The sequence below is a fragment of the Stenotrophomonas sp. 71799_Sma genome, assembly GCF_056482505.1.
Genome location: NZ_CM151202.1, coordinates 2,222,091 through 2,235,534, shown reverse-complemented (window position 1 = coordinate 2,235,534; position 13,444 = coordinate 2,222,091). Strand labels below are relative to the sequence as shown.

Genomic DNA, 13,444 nt, shown 5'->3' with positions numbered 1-13,444 from the left:
CATGAGCACCACGTTCATGACCTGGCTCGGATTTGCTGTGATGGTGCTCATCGCGGTCACCTTCACCTGGCGCCCCGCCTACGCCACTTTGCGGCCACCTCGGCATAGACCTGTCGCATTCCTGTTCGGCAGCCTGCTCTTCATGCTGATAGCCTTTCTATGTGCCTGGATGGCGGCAACTGCCATCAACACCGGGCACGTCCATCTAAGCCATCACCGCGCTGGCACCATTGATGCATGGCGGGACATCGAGCCGATGACCTTTTGGCTGATCATCGTGGCGGCGTACGTGTTCGGACTGCTGATCGCCAGCTATTCCATTGCAGGCATCGCATTGATGAACCGGTAGAGCCACGCCATGCGTGGATGCATGCGATCGCCCCTCCACACTCCATCCTTTCGGACTTGTTGCATGGCCTGGGTCACAGGCGCAGGGCACACTCGTCGCTCTCCCCCCTGGTGGCCGCATGGCATTCAATTTCGAAGAAGCGCGAGAAACCTTCGAACAGTTTCTGATCATCATGGACGATCAGATTGAATGGCTGATCGAACAAGCACAGCTCCGCGGCGTCGACCTTGACGGCAGCCTGGAGAGCCTTGATCGCCTGGAGACGCTGTACACGACGATGGCTGCAACGTTGTCGGAGGACGAACAGGATGGCCTGAGGATTGTGTTTGCACGATATCTGGGCGATGTAGTGTGGGAGCATCACGGCGGCAAATGGCCCCTGCCACTGGATGATCCAAAAGACATCAATTTCAACATGCCGGTTATCGTGGGGCACTCATCCTGCCCGTGGCTGGAATTCAATCCCATCCATACGATGCATTGCTATGCCCTACGCCCAAAGGCTGGAATGCTCCGAAGCATCGTCGCGCACAGTGTTGATCCACAGATTCTGGATCTCAGCGATCTGGTGGAAGACGATTGAATCCAGGAGACTGCTCGATTCACTGGACCGCCCCGCGAGGACGGTAGCTGGTTCCGGGCAACATCCACGCATGGCGTGGATCTACTGGGGTGGCGAAATCGCTATGGCATGATGCGCAGGTCCCGTTCATGGAAGACCGATGGCCATCGCCCTGATCGCCGCGCTGTTGATCGAAGTCCTGCTGCTTGTGCTGTGGGCGCCGTTCTTCTTCCGCACCGGCATCGTCCTGTTCAATCAACGCATTGCCGCTACGCCGGCAGAGCTGGCGCAGCTTTCGCTGGCCGGGTTGGAGCATGATCTGCCGGCCGATACCTGGCTTCGCCTGGTGTTCCGCGCGCTGCCGGACGGCAGTGTCGCCTTTCGCGAGAGCTTCGCGCCGAGCTTTGGCGGTCGCTACTTTCCGCTGATGCGCGGGCGGGTGATGATCGACGCGCAACGCAGGGAGGTGCGGGTGGTCGGGCGGTGCAGCTGGTTCGCGCTGGGCCTGACACTGATGCTGGTGCCGATCATCCTGGTCCGCCCGGCTGCGTCGCCGATGCTGGTGGCCCTGCTGCTGTTCTACATGGGCTATTTCATCCAGCGCCGACGCTATGCACATGTGGTGGAAGCAGTGCGCGCACGGCTTCGCTCCGAATTTCCGCAGCGAATGGTTGCCGCATCGCAGTAGATCCACGCCATGCGTGGATGATCGCGAGCACCGGCATTCGTGTCGACCAAGGTCGACACCTACCAGAGCGGTGCGTCGGCGTGCGGCGATCCCGCCGGGCAAGGCCCGGCGCTACCCTCAGCGTGCCAGCACGACCTCGCTGGCAGCGTCGGTGCGCCCGGGCGCGGCGTGCTGCTGGCGCAGCCACTGCGCCAGGTCGCGCGGGCTGAGCGGGCGCGAGTACAGGTAGCCCTGGATCTCGTCGCAGCCCTGGCGACGCAGCATGTCTTCTTCCTGGTGCGTTTCCACGCCCTCGGCCACCACCTTCATGCCCAGCGCGTGACCCAGGTGCACGATGGCCTGGGTCACTTCGGCCGTGCCCGAGTCATGCAGCATGCCCTGCACGAAACTGCGGTCGATCTTCAGGCGCCCCACCGGGAAACGGTTGAGGTAGTTCAGATTGGAGAAGCCGGTACCAAAGTCATCCACCGCCAGTGGCACACCATGCCGTTCCAGCACGTCGAAGCAGTGGCGCAGGATGTCGGTGTCACGGATCAGGGCCGACTCGGTCAGCTCCAGTTCCAGCCTCTGCGGCGGCCAGCCATGGGCATGGCAGATCTCGATCACGCGTTCAGCGAAACCGCGGTCGCGCAGCTGCACCGCCGACACATTGACCGCGATGCGGTCGAAACACAGGCCGGCCCGGTCCCAGGCGATCGCCTGGCGGCAGGCTTCGTTCAGCACCCAGTCGCCGATGCGCACGATCTCGCCGCACTTCTCTGCAATCGGAATGAACTCGGCCGGGCTGCAGTAGCCGATGCCGGGCCGATGCCAGCGCAGCAGTGCCTCGATCGCCGGTGGCTCGCCCTGATGCGCATGCAGCAGCGGCTGGTAAGCCAGGCTGAACTCTTCGCGTTCGATCGCCCCGTGCAGGGCATGCTCCAACTCGAGCTTGCGCTGGATGCGGGCCAATGCGTCCTGGCTGTAGTACTGGTACGTGTTGCGCCCCGCTTCCTTGGCCGCGTACATCGCGGCGTCGGCGGCACGCAGCAATGAATCGAAATCGGTCTGTGCATCGCCCAGCATCGCGATGCCGACGCTGGCGCCGACCTTCAACGTGGTCTCGCCACGACGCAGCGGCTCGGCCAGCGAAGCGATCAGCTTGCGCGCGACGTGGCCGGCGTCTTCCGGCTCGGCCAGGTCGCGCAGTACCACGATGAATTCATCACCACTGAAGCGACCGAACAGGTCGTTGTTGCGCAGGTTCTGGTGCAGGCGCGTCGCAGCGGCCTTCAGCAGTGCATCACCGGTGGCGTGGCCGAAGCTGTCGTTGATGGTCTTGAAGCCATCCAGGTCGATGAACAGCATCGCCAGCGATGTGCCACGGTCACGTGCTTCCTCGATGGCCTCTGCCGTCTGCTCGCCGAGCAGCACGCGATTGGGCAGGCCGGTCAGCAGATCGTAGTGGGCCAGCAGTTCGATGCGCTCGTTGGCCTCGCGTTCGCGGGTGATGTCACGGAACAGGACCACGAAGCGTGGCGGCAGGCCATCGCGGCGATCCAGTTCGATCAGCACCTGCACCCACACGCGCAGGCCAGACTGGCGATAGAAGCACAGGTCCAGCTGTTCGGGCAGTCCACCCGCAGCGATCCGGCCCAGCGCCGCCTCGAAGGCATTGCGCGAATCCTCGGTATACAGCGCCAGCGCCTGATCGAGAGTGATCGGCTCCTTGCGCAGGCCGTGGATGCGGTAGCACTCCTCGGTCCACTGCATGTGCCGGGTCTGCACCTCGATTTCGCAGCCGCCGATGCGGCCCAGCGCGGAGACGCGGTTGAGCAGCTCGGTACGCCAGCGGATCAGCGCATCGGTCTGGTGCTGCTCGGTGATGTTCTGCACCTGGCCAAGCAGCCGCTTGGGCTGGCCATCCATGTCCAGCAGCGGCTGCATCCACAGCCGCAGGTGCTGCGACGGTTCATGGCCACGGGTCAGTTCCAGCTCGAGGTTGGCGGCCCGGCCGTCGCGCCACAAGCGCCGCCATGCTGCGCGTAGCGCACCACGCGAGCGCGGATGCAGCTGCTTCAGCCAGCGCCGCTGGCCGGGTACGGCGCCCTGCTCCAACGACAGCAGCGAACGCAGCTCCGGCGACCACCAGAAATGACCGCTGTTGGGGTCGAACGACCAGCTGCCCATGCTGGCGATGCGCTGGGCCTCGCTCAGGTGCAGCTGCTGTTCCTGAAGCAGCCCTTCCAGCTGCTTCTGTTGTTCGATATCGGTATGCGTGCCGACCATGCGCAGCGGCTGGCCATCGGCGGTGCGCGCGACCACGCGCCCGCGGTCCAGTACCCAACGCCACTGGCCATCGGCCTGGCGGAAACGGAACTGTACGCTGTACTGCTCGCTCAAGCCACGCAGATGCTCCTCCAGTGCAGCCCGCACCTGTGCGATGTCCTCGCTGTGCACGCGGGCCAGAATCTCGGTAGCGGTTTCATCGCCCAGTGCCGGGGTGCGCACCACACGGTCGCTGGGAATGTCCCAGTCCCATAGGCTGTGCCCGGCGCTGTCCAGCGCCAGCTCCCAGCGCCCACCGCCGCCGAGCGGCACCGGCTCGGGAATGCTCAGCGTGAAGGCCAGCAGGTTGCCGGCGCCATCATGCACGGCGCGCAGGTGGCCGTCGTAGTGCCCGTGCGGGCCACCCGGCAGCGTGCAGGCCACGATGCCGCCATCAGCGGCCATCAGGCGCAGATCTTCCAGCATCGGCGCATACGCAGCCACGGTCGCCGGCAGGCCATGCTCGCGCGCAGCCGGATTGGCCGCCAGCGGGCGGCCCGTGCGGTCGACGATGACCAGCGCCGACGCAAGCGGGTGCTGCAGCAGGCTGGCGATGATCCCTTGGTCCACGCGATCTTGCTCCGGATGACACGCCCGTCAGCGGGGCACGCAGTGGTTAACGGCGCCTGCGGCGGATAATTGAGTGGTCTGGGCGCACCTGCGCGGTAAGATGGCCGGCGCCCCTTTCTTCCGCCCTGTCCATGCCCGCAGAACCGACCGGCAACGCCCCAGTTCCCGACCCGCGGATGGCGCAGGCGCTGAGCCGCGACCGGCGCCGGGTGGTGCTGAGCTACCTGGCGATGGCACTGGCCTGGATGATCTCCACCGACAGTGCAGTGCAGGCACTGGTGCCCGACCCGCAGCAGGCGGCCTTGTGGCAGGGCCTGAAGGGCTCGTTCTTCGCCCTTGCCAGCGCCGGCCTGCTGTATCTGCTGCTGCGCCCGCTGGCCGAGCATGTGCTGCACACCCATGCACGCCAGCAGGCCTCCGAGCTGCGCCTGCGGCAGATGTTCGAAGGCAACCCCGGCCCGATCCTGGTCTACGACCTGGACACACTGGCAATCCTCGATGCCAATCCGGCGGCCTGTACGGCCTTTGGCTGGGACCGTGACGAACTGCTGGAGCAGACCATCGATTCGCTGTGGCCGCCAGGCCAGGACCTGGCGCTGCAGACCAAGCTGGAAGCGATCCGCGAGGCACCGGAGGAACTGTGCATCCTGCGTACCCAACTGCAGCTGCGCGACGGCTCCCTGCGCCAGATGGAACTTCGCTCCAATGCCATCAGCTATGACGGCCACAACGCCCGCCTGCTGATTGCCATCGACCGCACCGCTGAAGACCTGGCCCAGCTGCGCCGTGACCAGGCGCTGGCGCGGGTCGAAGAAGCCCACGAGCTGGCGCGCATCGGCGCCTGGGAACTGGACCCCTCCACGGGACTTGGCCGCTATTCGAACCAGGTCTATCGCCTGCTCGGTCGCCGCCCGCCCGAGGCGCGGCGCTGGCATCGCTTCGACGAACTGCTGGTGCCGGCCGACCCGGCCACCGCCACCCAGACCGAACAGCTGCTGGCCGAGCTCTGCTCCGGCGATCCCGTGCAGGTGGACGTGCTGCTGCCGTTGCTGTCGATGGATGGGCGCGCCTTGATGGTGCATCTGCGTGCGGCCAGCGGCATCGACGAGGCCGGCCGCAACCGCGTGCTGGGCACCCTGCAGGACGTGACCGAGCGCGAGCAGTCGCGACGCCTGCTGCGCGAGCGCGAGGAACAGTTCCGCGAGCTGGTACGAGTACTGCCCGACGGCGTGGTCATCCTCTCCGACGAACACGTGCTGTACGCCAACGCCTGGGCCGCCAGCCTGTTCGGCTATGGCAGCCACACCCTGCTGGGCGAACCCCTGTCAGCACTGGTGGACAGCGCCGATCTGGCCCGCGTGCGCAGCCAATTGCGTGCAGGCCAACCACACCTGGGGCCCGGTCACAGCAGCATGGTGGCGATGCAGCGCGCGGATGGCCGCAGCTTCCATGCCGGCCTGGCGGTGGGCGAAGTGCGTTATGGCGGACGCGACTGCAAGCTGCTGATCGTGCGCGACCTGAGCGATTCCGAACGCACCCGCACTGCACTGGAAACCAGCAACCGTGAGCTGCAGGCGATGGCCGGCCGACTGTTCTCGCTGCAGGAAGACGAACGCCGCGCGATCTCGCGCGACCTGCACGACGATATCGGCCAGGCGATCACCGCAATCAAGCTGTCCGCCCATGCTGCGCAGGACGAGCATGATCCACAGCGCCGCGCCGAGGATCTGGCGCAGATCGTCAGCCTGGCCGACACCACCGTGGCCAAGCTGCGCGACATCTCCACGCTGCTGCGCCCGCCGCAGCTGGATGCCCTGGGCCTGGAGGCCGCACTGAGCTGGCAGGCACGGGTGCTGTTCCGTTCCTCGCCGGTGGAACTGCTGGCCGAGATCGAACCGCTGCCACAACGTCCTGACAACAGCATCGAGCAGGCCTGCTTCCGCATCGCGCAGGAGAGCCTGACCAATGCCCTGCGCCATGCCCGCGCCAGCCAGGTCCTGCTGCAGCTGCGCGATGTCGGCCAGCGCGGCCTGCACCTGCAGATCCGTGATGATGGCGAGGGCTTCGACCCGGACGGTCCGCGCGGGCTGGGCCTGATCGTGATGCGTGAGCGTGCGCAGAGCGTCGGTGGCCATGTGCGGATCGAATCCGCACACGGCGAAGGCACCCTGATCGACGTACACCTCCCCTACCAGGCGGCCAGCATGGCCGCCGTTGAGTCACCGGACTACTGAGCCTATGTGGAATCCCAACCAGCCCCCGGTCAGCATCGATGATGCGCCTGATCGCCTTGGCGCCGGCAACCCCGAGCTGCAGGCGATGGTCGCCGAGGCGGCCTCGGGCGGCACCGCACTGATGTTGATGCACGTGGACATCGACCACTTCGCCTCGGTCAACGAAAACATGAGCGCCGAGGTGGGTGACCAGGCCCTGGTGCTGGTGGCGCAGCGGTTGCAGTCCTACCTGCGTGGTCGCGGCAAGCTGTGGCGCCACGGCAGCGATGAGTTCCTGATCGCAGTGCCACGCACTGCCGACGTGCCATTGCCGGAGGACTTCGCCGAGGAGATCCGCCAGCAGATGGAGCTGCCGCTGTCGGTGCTGCCGTACACCTTGTTCATGACCGGCAAGCTGGGCGTCAGCCTGTGCCCGGACCATGCCAGCAGCACCTCGCGCCTGCTCGATCACGCCGAGGATGCGCTGTACCAGGCGGCCCGCGAAGGCGGCAACGCGGTGCGCATCCACGCCGTGGATACGCCACCGAGCGCGCACAGCGAGAGCATCATCGCCCGCCAGATCGTGGACGCCATTCCCAACGGCGAACTGAAACTGCGTTACCAGCCGCTGGTCAGCGCCCGCGATGGCCACGTGGTCGGCATGGAAGCGCTGCTGCGCTGGCAGTCGCCGACGCTGGGCATGCTGGTGCCGGAGCGCTTCATGCGCACCGCCGAGCGGCTGGGCATCATCGTGCAGATCGGCACCTGGGTGCTGGAAGGCGCACTGAAGCAGGCACGCCTGTGGCGCGACCAGGGCTTCGACGACTTCACCATCGCGGTGAATGTCTCCACCCTGCAGCTGCTGCGGCCCAACTTCTTCGCTGAAGTCATGGGCCTGATCCAGGCCGCGGGCGTGCCGGCACAGATGCTGACGCTGGAGATCAACGAAAGCGCGCTGACCAACAACGTCAACTTCGTGCACGAGACGCTGGCCAATCTGCGCAACGAAGGCATCAGCCTGAGCCTGGACAATTTCGGCACCGGTGATTCCAGCCTGAGTGCACTGGTCCGCTACCCGGTGGACAAGCTCAAGATCGACCGCAGCTTCATCAAGAGCGCGCCGGCCGGCAACCGTGAGGCAGCCATTGCCCGCGCGATCATCGCCATGGGCCACCAGCTGGGCATGACCGTGATCGCCAACGGCGTGGAATCGCAGGCCCAGCTGGGCTTCCTGCGCCGCAACGACTGCGATGTGTTCCAGGGCTATCTGTTCGGCGAACCGATGTCGGCCGATGCCGCCGGCATGACCCTGCGCCGCCGCTACCTGCGTCCGGAAGCCTTTGCCGAGACCCGTCCCGACCGCACGCTGCTATTGCTGGACGACGAAGAGAACGTACTGCGCTCGCTGGTGCGTCTGTTCCGTCGCGACGGCTACCGCATCCTGGCCGCCGGCAACGTGCGCGATGCGTTCGACCTGCTGGCAATCAATGACGTGCAGGTGATCCTGTCCGACCAGCGCATGAGCGACATGAGCGGCACCGAGTTCCTGGGCCGGGTGAAGATGCTGTACCCGGACACGATCCGCCTGGTGCTGTCCGGTTACACCGATCTGAACACCGTGACCGACGCGATCAACCGCGGTGCGATCTATCGCTTCCTGACCAAGCCGTGGAACGACGACGAGCTGCGCAAGCACATCCACCAGGCGTTCCGCACCTATGAGGAACAGCGCCGCAGCAACGCCGGTCCGGCGCCGGTGGAAAGCGGAGATGGCGGCGAGGATCGCCCATTGCGGTAACGATCCCCTCTGGTAGCGCCGGCCGCTGGCCGGCTGCTCTGGATGTCGGGTTCAATGAGGTTGCCGGCCAGCGGCCGGCACTACCCGAAGCGCGAAACCAGGTCGGGGACAAGCCCTGGTAGAGCCGGCCGCTGGCCGGCTGCTCTCGATGCCCGGTCCAATGGGATCGCCGGCCAGCGGCCGGCACTACCTGAAGCGGTCAGCGCGGCTGCTTCACCGGCAGCACCACGCGGAAACGTGAACCCACGCCCGGGGTACTGTCCAGGTCGATGCGGCCGTGGTGCTTGTTGATGATGCTGTAGGAGATCGACAGGCCCAGGCCGGTGCCGCTGCCGACCGGCTTGGTGGTGAAGAACGGATCGAAGATGCGCTGGCGCAGTTCCGGCGAGATGCCGCCGCCGGTGTCTTCAAACTCGACCCATACATGATCGCCATCGACGCCGGTACGCACCGTGATCGTGCCGCGCTCGGCGATGGCGTGGCCGGCGTTGAGCAGCAGGTTCATGTAGACCTGGTTCAATTCCGACGGCAGGCACTCCACCAACGGCAACTGGCCGAACTCCCGCACCAGGGTGACCTTGTACTTCAGCTCGTTCCAGATGATGTTGATGGTCGATTCCAGGCCCGCGTGCAGGTCGACCAGCTTCCACGACTCGTCGCGGCCGGAATACGAGAAGTCCTTCAGATCACGCACGATGCGCGTCACCCGCTCGATGCCTTCGCGCGACTCGGCCATCAGCTGCGGCAGGTCGCGGCTGATGAAATCGATGTCCAGGCGGTCACGGATATCGTCGATCTCCGGGATCAGCGCCTTCGGGTCCGGCGCCCGCAATGCGCGTTCGTAGGCTTCGATCACGGTGAACAGGCTGCGCAGGTACTCCTGTAGGCTGCCCAGGTTGGAGTGCACGTAGCCGATCGGGTTGTTGATCTCGTGCGCGACGCCTGCGGCGAGCTGGCCGATCGAGGCCATCTTCTCCGACTGCAGCAGTTTTTCCTGGGTACCGTTGAGGCGCAGGTAGGCCTGCCGCAGCTCTGCATGGCGCTGCTGCAGTTCGCGTTCGTAGTCTTCCTGGCCTTCGATGTGGCGGAACAATGCCAGGAAGTGGCCCTGGCCCACCGGGCCGTGGTGATACAGATGGGCGATGACCACGCCCTCGCCCAGCGGCAGGCTGCCGTTCCAGTGACCATGCTGGCGCGCCTGTTCCAGCGCATCGGGCGGCAGCAGTTCACGCAGGCGCTGCGGCGGTGGCAGACCGCCGCCCTCACCACTGGCCAGCAGGTTCTGCGCGGCCGGGTTGGCCAGGGCCACCTGCCCGTCTTCGGTGAACAGCAGCAGCCCTTCGCGCAGGCGCTCAAGCAGCGCCTGCAGCACCGGCTGCGGCGGAAGGGGGGCGGTAACCAGGGCATTGGCAGCGGACACGGCGACTCGGGGCATTCGAACAGGCGCCCAATATACGCGGTCGTGCGGCGAGCTTCAGCCCGCGGGGGGGGATGTGCGACCGCCGTCGCGTCAGGCGATGGCGAGTGGGCGCCGCGCAGTGACCGTATGCGACTGGCCCTTGGCATCATAGGAGGAGGAGGCCTCGGTACGCCCGAGCTGGCGCAGCGCCCAATCGACCTCGCGGCGCCGGCGCGACAGCAGCACACCATTGGCTCGGTTGCGTTCGGCCAGTTCCTGGAGGTGATCCCCCTCACCAAGCGGCGGCGTGCCTTCCAGTGCACGCAGCGCCTCCAGCTTGGCACCGGTCGCCCGGATCAGCGCGTGTACGTCATGATCGACCAGCGCCTGACGTTCAACGTCAAGCGCCTGGGCCAGCCGCTGCAGTTGTTCGCTCATCGGCGCGGTCATCCGTGCAGCTGCTGATCCAGCTCAAGCATGCGCGATGCGATCGCGTCCGGATTGATCTTGTAGGTGCCGTTCTGCAGCGACTCGCGCACTGCGGCCACACGCTGGGCGTCGATTGCCGGGGCGGTGGTCAGCTCACGCTCGATGGCCTGCAGATTGGTGGCCTCGCCGGTCAGGCGCAGGCTGTCGGCCGCTTCGACCGGGCGCGTCGCCGCATCGGTGCTGACGCCGGGCTTGTTGGCCGGGGTCGTCACGCTGCGCAGTGCCTGGGGGACCTGCAGGTTGCCGTCGATTTTCTGGCTCATGGGGTGTCCTGGAGTTGCCGTTCACAAGGGATAACGGCCGCAGGGCCGTGATCTTTAGGGATATTTTGCGGTAAATCAACGCGCCACGATTACGTCACCGGCGGCATCGACCGTGCCCTGCACGATCCGCCGCGAGGACAGGTTCTCCACCGAGACCCGTTCGTTTTCACCGGCATCGCCCATCGCACGGCCTGCAATACGGACCTCGACCGAGCCGCGACGCGAAACCAGGGCCACATTGTCTCCTCGCCTGATGAGACGCTGCACCACCAGATCGTTGTTCGACAGCAGGGCTCCGGCCTGCAACGGACGGCGGGCGATGCGGCCGATCGCCGCATTCGGATCGGCCAGCACCGCACCGGCAATCCGGGCGGCATCACGCTGGGCAGTGGTGATATCGGCGGCGGTGAGGGTTTCTCCAGTACCGATTCCGCGGTTGAGCACCAGCACGGTCTGGTTGCGCCGCACCTTTACTGGCACGAACAGGCGCCAGCCGCCGGCATCGGGGCAGCTGACTTCAACCGTGGTGTTGGCGGTGGGCTGCACCTGCAGCGCGCCACCACACCTGGGCAAGCGCAGCGCATCGGCCACCTGGGCCTCGCCCTCGCTGCCTGCCGGCAGCGTCGACAACGCGGCGGTGCGGATACTGGCCACCGGCTGCCAGTCGGCGGCAACCGCCCACGGCGAGGCCAGGGCCAGCGCGATGGCGAAGAGCGATGTGACCCGGCGCATGGCGCCTCCTGTCGAAGGGATCTGGCCCTGGTGCGTGCAAGGGGTGTGCCAGATCGACGGAGCGGCTTCTGTAGAGTCGAGCCATGCTCGACTGGCCGTCCGGAGCAGAGCAGTCGAGCATGGCTCGACTCTACAAAAGCGCTCAAGTTCGGCGCCTACCACGCCGATACAGCAGCCATGTCCCATGACCTGCTCAACCGGATCGACCAGCGGACCCGACTGGCCGGCCACAATCGCCTGGCGCTGCTGCTGTTCCGCCTCGGCGGACGTCAGCTTTTTGGCGTCAATGTCTTCAAGGTGCAGGAAGTCCTGCGCCGCCCGGAGCTGTTCCAGGTACCCGGACTGCCCAGCCAGTTCGCCGGCGTGGCCGACGTCCGTGGCCGCTCGGTGCCGGTGCTGGACCTGGGCCTGGCCATCGGCCACCCCGAGCGTGAGCCCGATGCGGACACCTCGCCCGGCTACCTGGTCGTCACCGAGTTCAACCGCTCGATCCAGGGCTTCCTGGTCAGCGGCGTGGAGCGCATCGTCAACATCGCGGTGGAAGACATCCACCCGCCACCGGAACTGGGCGCCGAATCGAGCTATCTGACGGCGGTGACCCGCTTCCAGGGCGAGTTGATCCAGGTGATCGACGTTGAAAGCGTGCTGGCCGATATCGCCCAGGTACGCGGTGAAGCAGTACTCGACCCGGCGATGGCAATGCCCGCCGACGGCCCGCAGCTGCAGGTGCTGGTGGTGGACGACTCTCGTGTAGCCCGCCAACAGATCCGCAGCGTGCTGGACCAGCTTGGGGTGGGCGCCACCCTGCTTTCCGACGGCAAGCAGGCGCTGGACCACCTGCTGCAGATCCAGGCCTCGGGCGAGAACCCCGCCGAGCGCTACGCCATGGTCATCTCGGACATCGAAATGCCGGCCATGGACGGCTATACGCTGACGACGGAAATCCGGCGCCATCCGGGCCTGGCCGGCCTTTACGTCCTGCTGCATACCTCGCTGTCGGGCGTATTCAACAATGCGATGGTCGAGCGCGTCGGCGCCAACGCCTTCGTCGCCAAGTACTCGCCGCACGAACTGGCCGACTTCGTGCTGGACCGCCTGCGCAAGGTCGCGATGGCGGCCTGAGGCCTCTGATCCGGTAGTGCCGGCCGCTGGCCGGCAACCGCGGACAATCCGGGAAGCCGGCCAGCGGCCGGCACTACCCTCTCGAATTTGGCACACCCCTTGCAGCTTCCCGGGCAACGTTCCTGTGGGAGTGCACCGTGCGCAACCTGATTACCGACTACCTGGGCGTCCACGCCCAGGCCATGCCGTTGCGCGAACAGCGGATGAAGCTGATCGCCAGCAACCTCGGCAATGCCGACACTCCCGGCTACAAGGCCCAGGACCTGGACTTCGATGCCGCCCTGCGCCACGCCCAGGGGCAGGATGCCAATGGCCTGATGGCCACCACCCACGAGCAGCACTACGAGATCAGTAGTGGCCTGAACCCGTTCCAGATCGCGCGCGAAGGCGTGCAACCCAGCCTGGACGGCAACACCGTCGATCCCGATGCCGAGCGTGCCGCCTATGGCCGCGCCGCACTCGAATACCGCGCCTCGCTCAGCTTCGTCGAGAGCAAGGTGCGTTCCATGCTGACCGCGATCACGGGGCAATAAGCCATGAGCAACCTGCCGATCTTCGATATCGCCGGCTCCGCGCTGCAGGCGCAGTCGGTGCGCATGAGCACCATCGCCTCCAACCTCTCCAACGCCGACACCGTCGCCGGTTCCGCCGATGCCGTGTACAAGCCGCTGGAACCGATCTTCCAGGCAGTGACCAGCAAGAACGATCCGAACATCACGTCGGTGAAGGTCAAGGAGATCACCCAGAGCGAAGCCGCGCCGATCAAGCGCTATGAACCGGGCCACCCGCTGGCCGACGGCGATGGCTACATCTACCAGCCCGATGTCGATCCGGTGGCGCAGATGGTCAACCTGATCTCGACTTCGCGCAATTACCAGGCTGGCGTGGAGATGCTGACCACCGCCAAGGAACTGGCCCTGGCCACCTTGACCATGGGCCGCTGAGGCCCGCA

The 13,444-nt window shown here is 66.1% G+C and carries 13 protein-coding genes; 8 read left to right on the top strand and 5 right to left on the bottom strand.

Annotated elements, in window-relative coordinates:
* Position 1 precedes the first annotated feature (1 nt).
* The 3 genes from ACZK4Z_RS10370 to ACZK4Z_RS10360 all read left to right on the top strand — a co-directional run bounded on the left by ACZK4Z_RS10370 (position 2) and on the right by ACZK4Z_RS10360 (position 1,599).
* A complete protein-coding gene (locus ACZK4Z_RS10370; protein ID WP_125895712.1) occupies positions 2–349 on the top strand; it encodes a hypothetical protein in 348 nt (115 codons plus the stop codon).
* 118 nt (positions 350–467) lie between these two features.
* Positions 468–932, top strand: a complete 465-nt coding sequence (locus ACZK4Z_RS10365) for a hypothetical protein (protein ID WP_125895713.1) — start codon at positions 468–470, stop codon at positions 930–932.
* Between the two features lie 139 nt (positions 933–1,071).
* Positions 1,072–1,599, top strand: a complete 528-nt coding sequence (locus tag ACZK4Z_RS10360) for a hypothetical protein (protein WP_125895714.1) — start codon at positions 1,072–1,074, stop codon at positions 1,597–1,599.
* Between the two features lie 117 nt (positions 1,600–1,716).
* On the opposite strand, the gene ACZK4Z_RS10355 is transcribed toward ACZK4Z_RS10360, so the two are convergent.
* Positions 1,717–4,476, bottom strand: a complete 2,760-nt coding sequence (locus ACZK4Z_RS10355; protein ID WP_125895715.1) for a bifunctional diguanylate cyclase/phosphodiesterase — start codon at positions 4,474–4,476, stop codon at positions 1,717–1,719.
* 131 nt (positions 4,477–4,607) lie between these two features.
* On the opposite strand from ACZK4Z_RS10355, the gene ACZK4Z_RS10350 reads away from it, so the two are divergent.
* Positions 4,608–6,710 (top strand): sensor histidine kinase, encoded by a 2,103-nt coding sequence (locus ACZK4Z_RS10350; RefSeq protein ID WP_180838540.1) that lies wholly within the window; start codon positions 4,608–4,610, stop codon positions 6,708–6,710.
* A gap of 4 nt (positions 6,711–6,714) precedes the next feature.
* Entirely contained in the window at positions 6,715–8,487 is a 1,773-nt protein-coding gene (locus ACZK4Z_RS10345; protein ID WP_032127372.1) for an EAL domain-containing protein, read from the top strand.
* Positions 8,488–8,686: 199 nt separating this feature from the next.
* Here the strand turns inward: ACZK4Z_RS10345 and ACZK4Z_RS10340 are convergent, their stop codons facing one another.
* From ACZK4Z_RS10340 to flgA, 4 genes are all read right to left on the bottom strand, one after another.
* A complete protein-coding gene (locus ACZK4Z_RS10340) occupies positions 8,687–9,907 on the bottom strand; it encodes an ATP-binding protein (RefSeq protein WP_019337422.1) in 1,221 nt (406 codons plus the stop codon).
* A gap of 90 nt (positions 9,908–9,997) precedes the next feature.
* Positions 9,998–10,336, bottom strand: coding sequence for a flagella protein (locus ACZK4Z_RS10335; RefSeq protein WP_049399388.1), 339 nt, complete (start codon positions 10,334–10,336; stop codon positions 9,998–10,000).
* Positions 10,333–10,638, bottom strand: coding sequence for a flagellar biosynthesis anti-sigma factor FlgM (gene flgM / locus ACZK4Z_RS10330; protein ID WP_049421929.1), 306 nt, complete (start codon positions 10,636–10,638; stop codon positions 10,333–10,335). Before flgM ends, ACZK4Z_RS10335 begins: the two co-directional genes overlap by 4 nt.
* Before the next feature lie 75 nt (positions 10,639–10,713).
* Entirely contained in the window at positions 10,714–11,370 is a 657-nt protein-coding gene (gene flgA / locus ACZK4Z_RS10325; RefSeq protein WP_049399390.1) for a flagellar basal body P-ring formation chaperone FlgA, read from the bottom strand.
* A gap of 177 nt (positions 11,371–11,547) precedes the next feature.
* Here flgA and ACZK4Z_RS10320 point away from each other — a divergent pair, with 177 nt between their 5' ends.
* The 3 genes from ACZK4Z_RS10320 to flgC all read left to right on the top strand — a co-directional run bounded on the left by ACZK4Z_RS10320 (position 11,548) and on the right by flgC (position 13,436).
* The gene (locus tag ACZK4Z_RS10320) at positions 11,548–12,492 is read left to right on the top strand and encodes a chemotaxis protein (protein WP_032127374.1); all 945 of its coding nucleotides are present in this window, start codon (positions 11,548–11,550) and stop codon (positions 12,490–12,492) included.
* 137 nt (positions 12,493–12,629) lie between these two features.
* Positions 12,630–13,025: a flagellar basal body rod protein FlgB gene (gene flgB, locus ACZK4Z_RS10315; protein WP_005409576.1), complete on the top strand. Its 396-nt coding sequence runs from the start codon at positions 12,630–12,632 to the stop codon at positions 13,023–13,025.
* A 3-nt stretch (positions 13,026–13,028) separates the two neighbouring features.
* A complete protein-coding gene (gene flgC / locus ACZK4Z_RS10310; RefSeq protein WP_010485892.1) occupies positions 13,029–13,436 on the top strand; it encodes a flagellar basal body rod protein FlgC in 408 nt (135 codons plus the stop codon).
* Positions 13,437–13,444 lie beyond the last annotated feature (8 nt).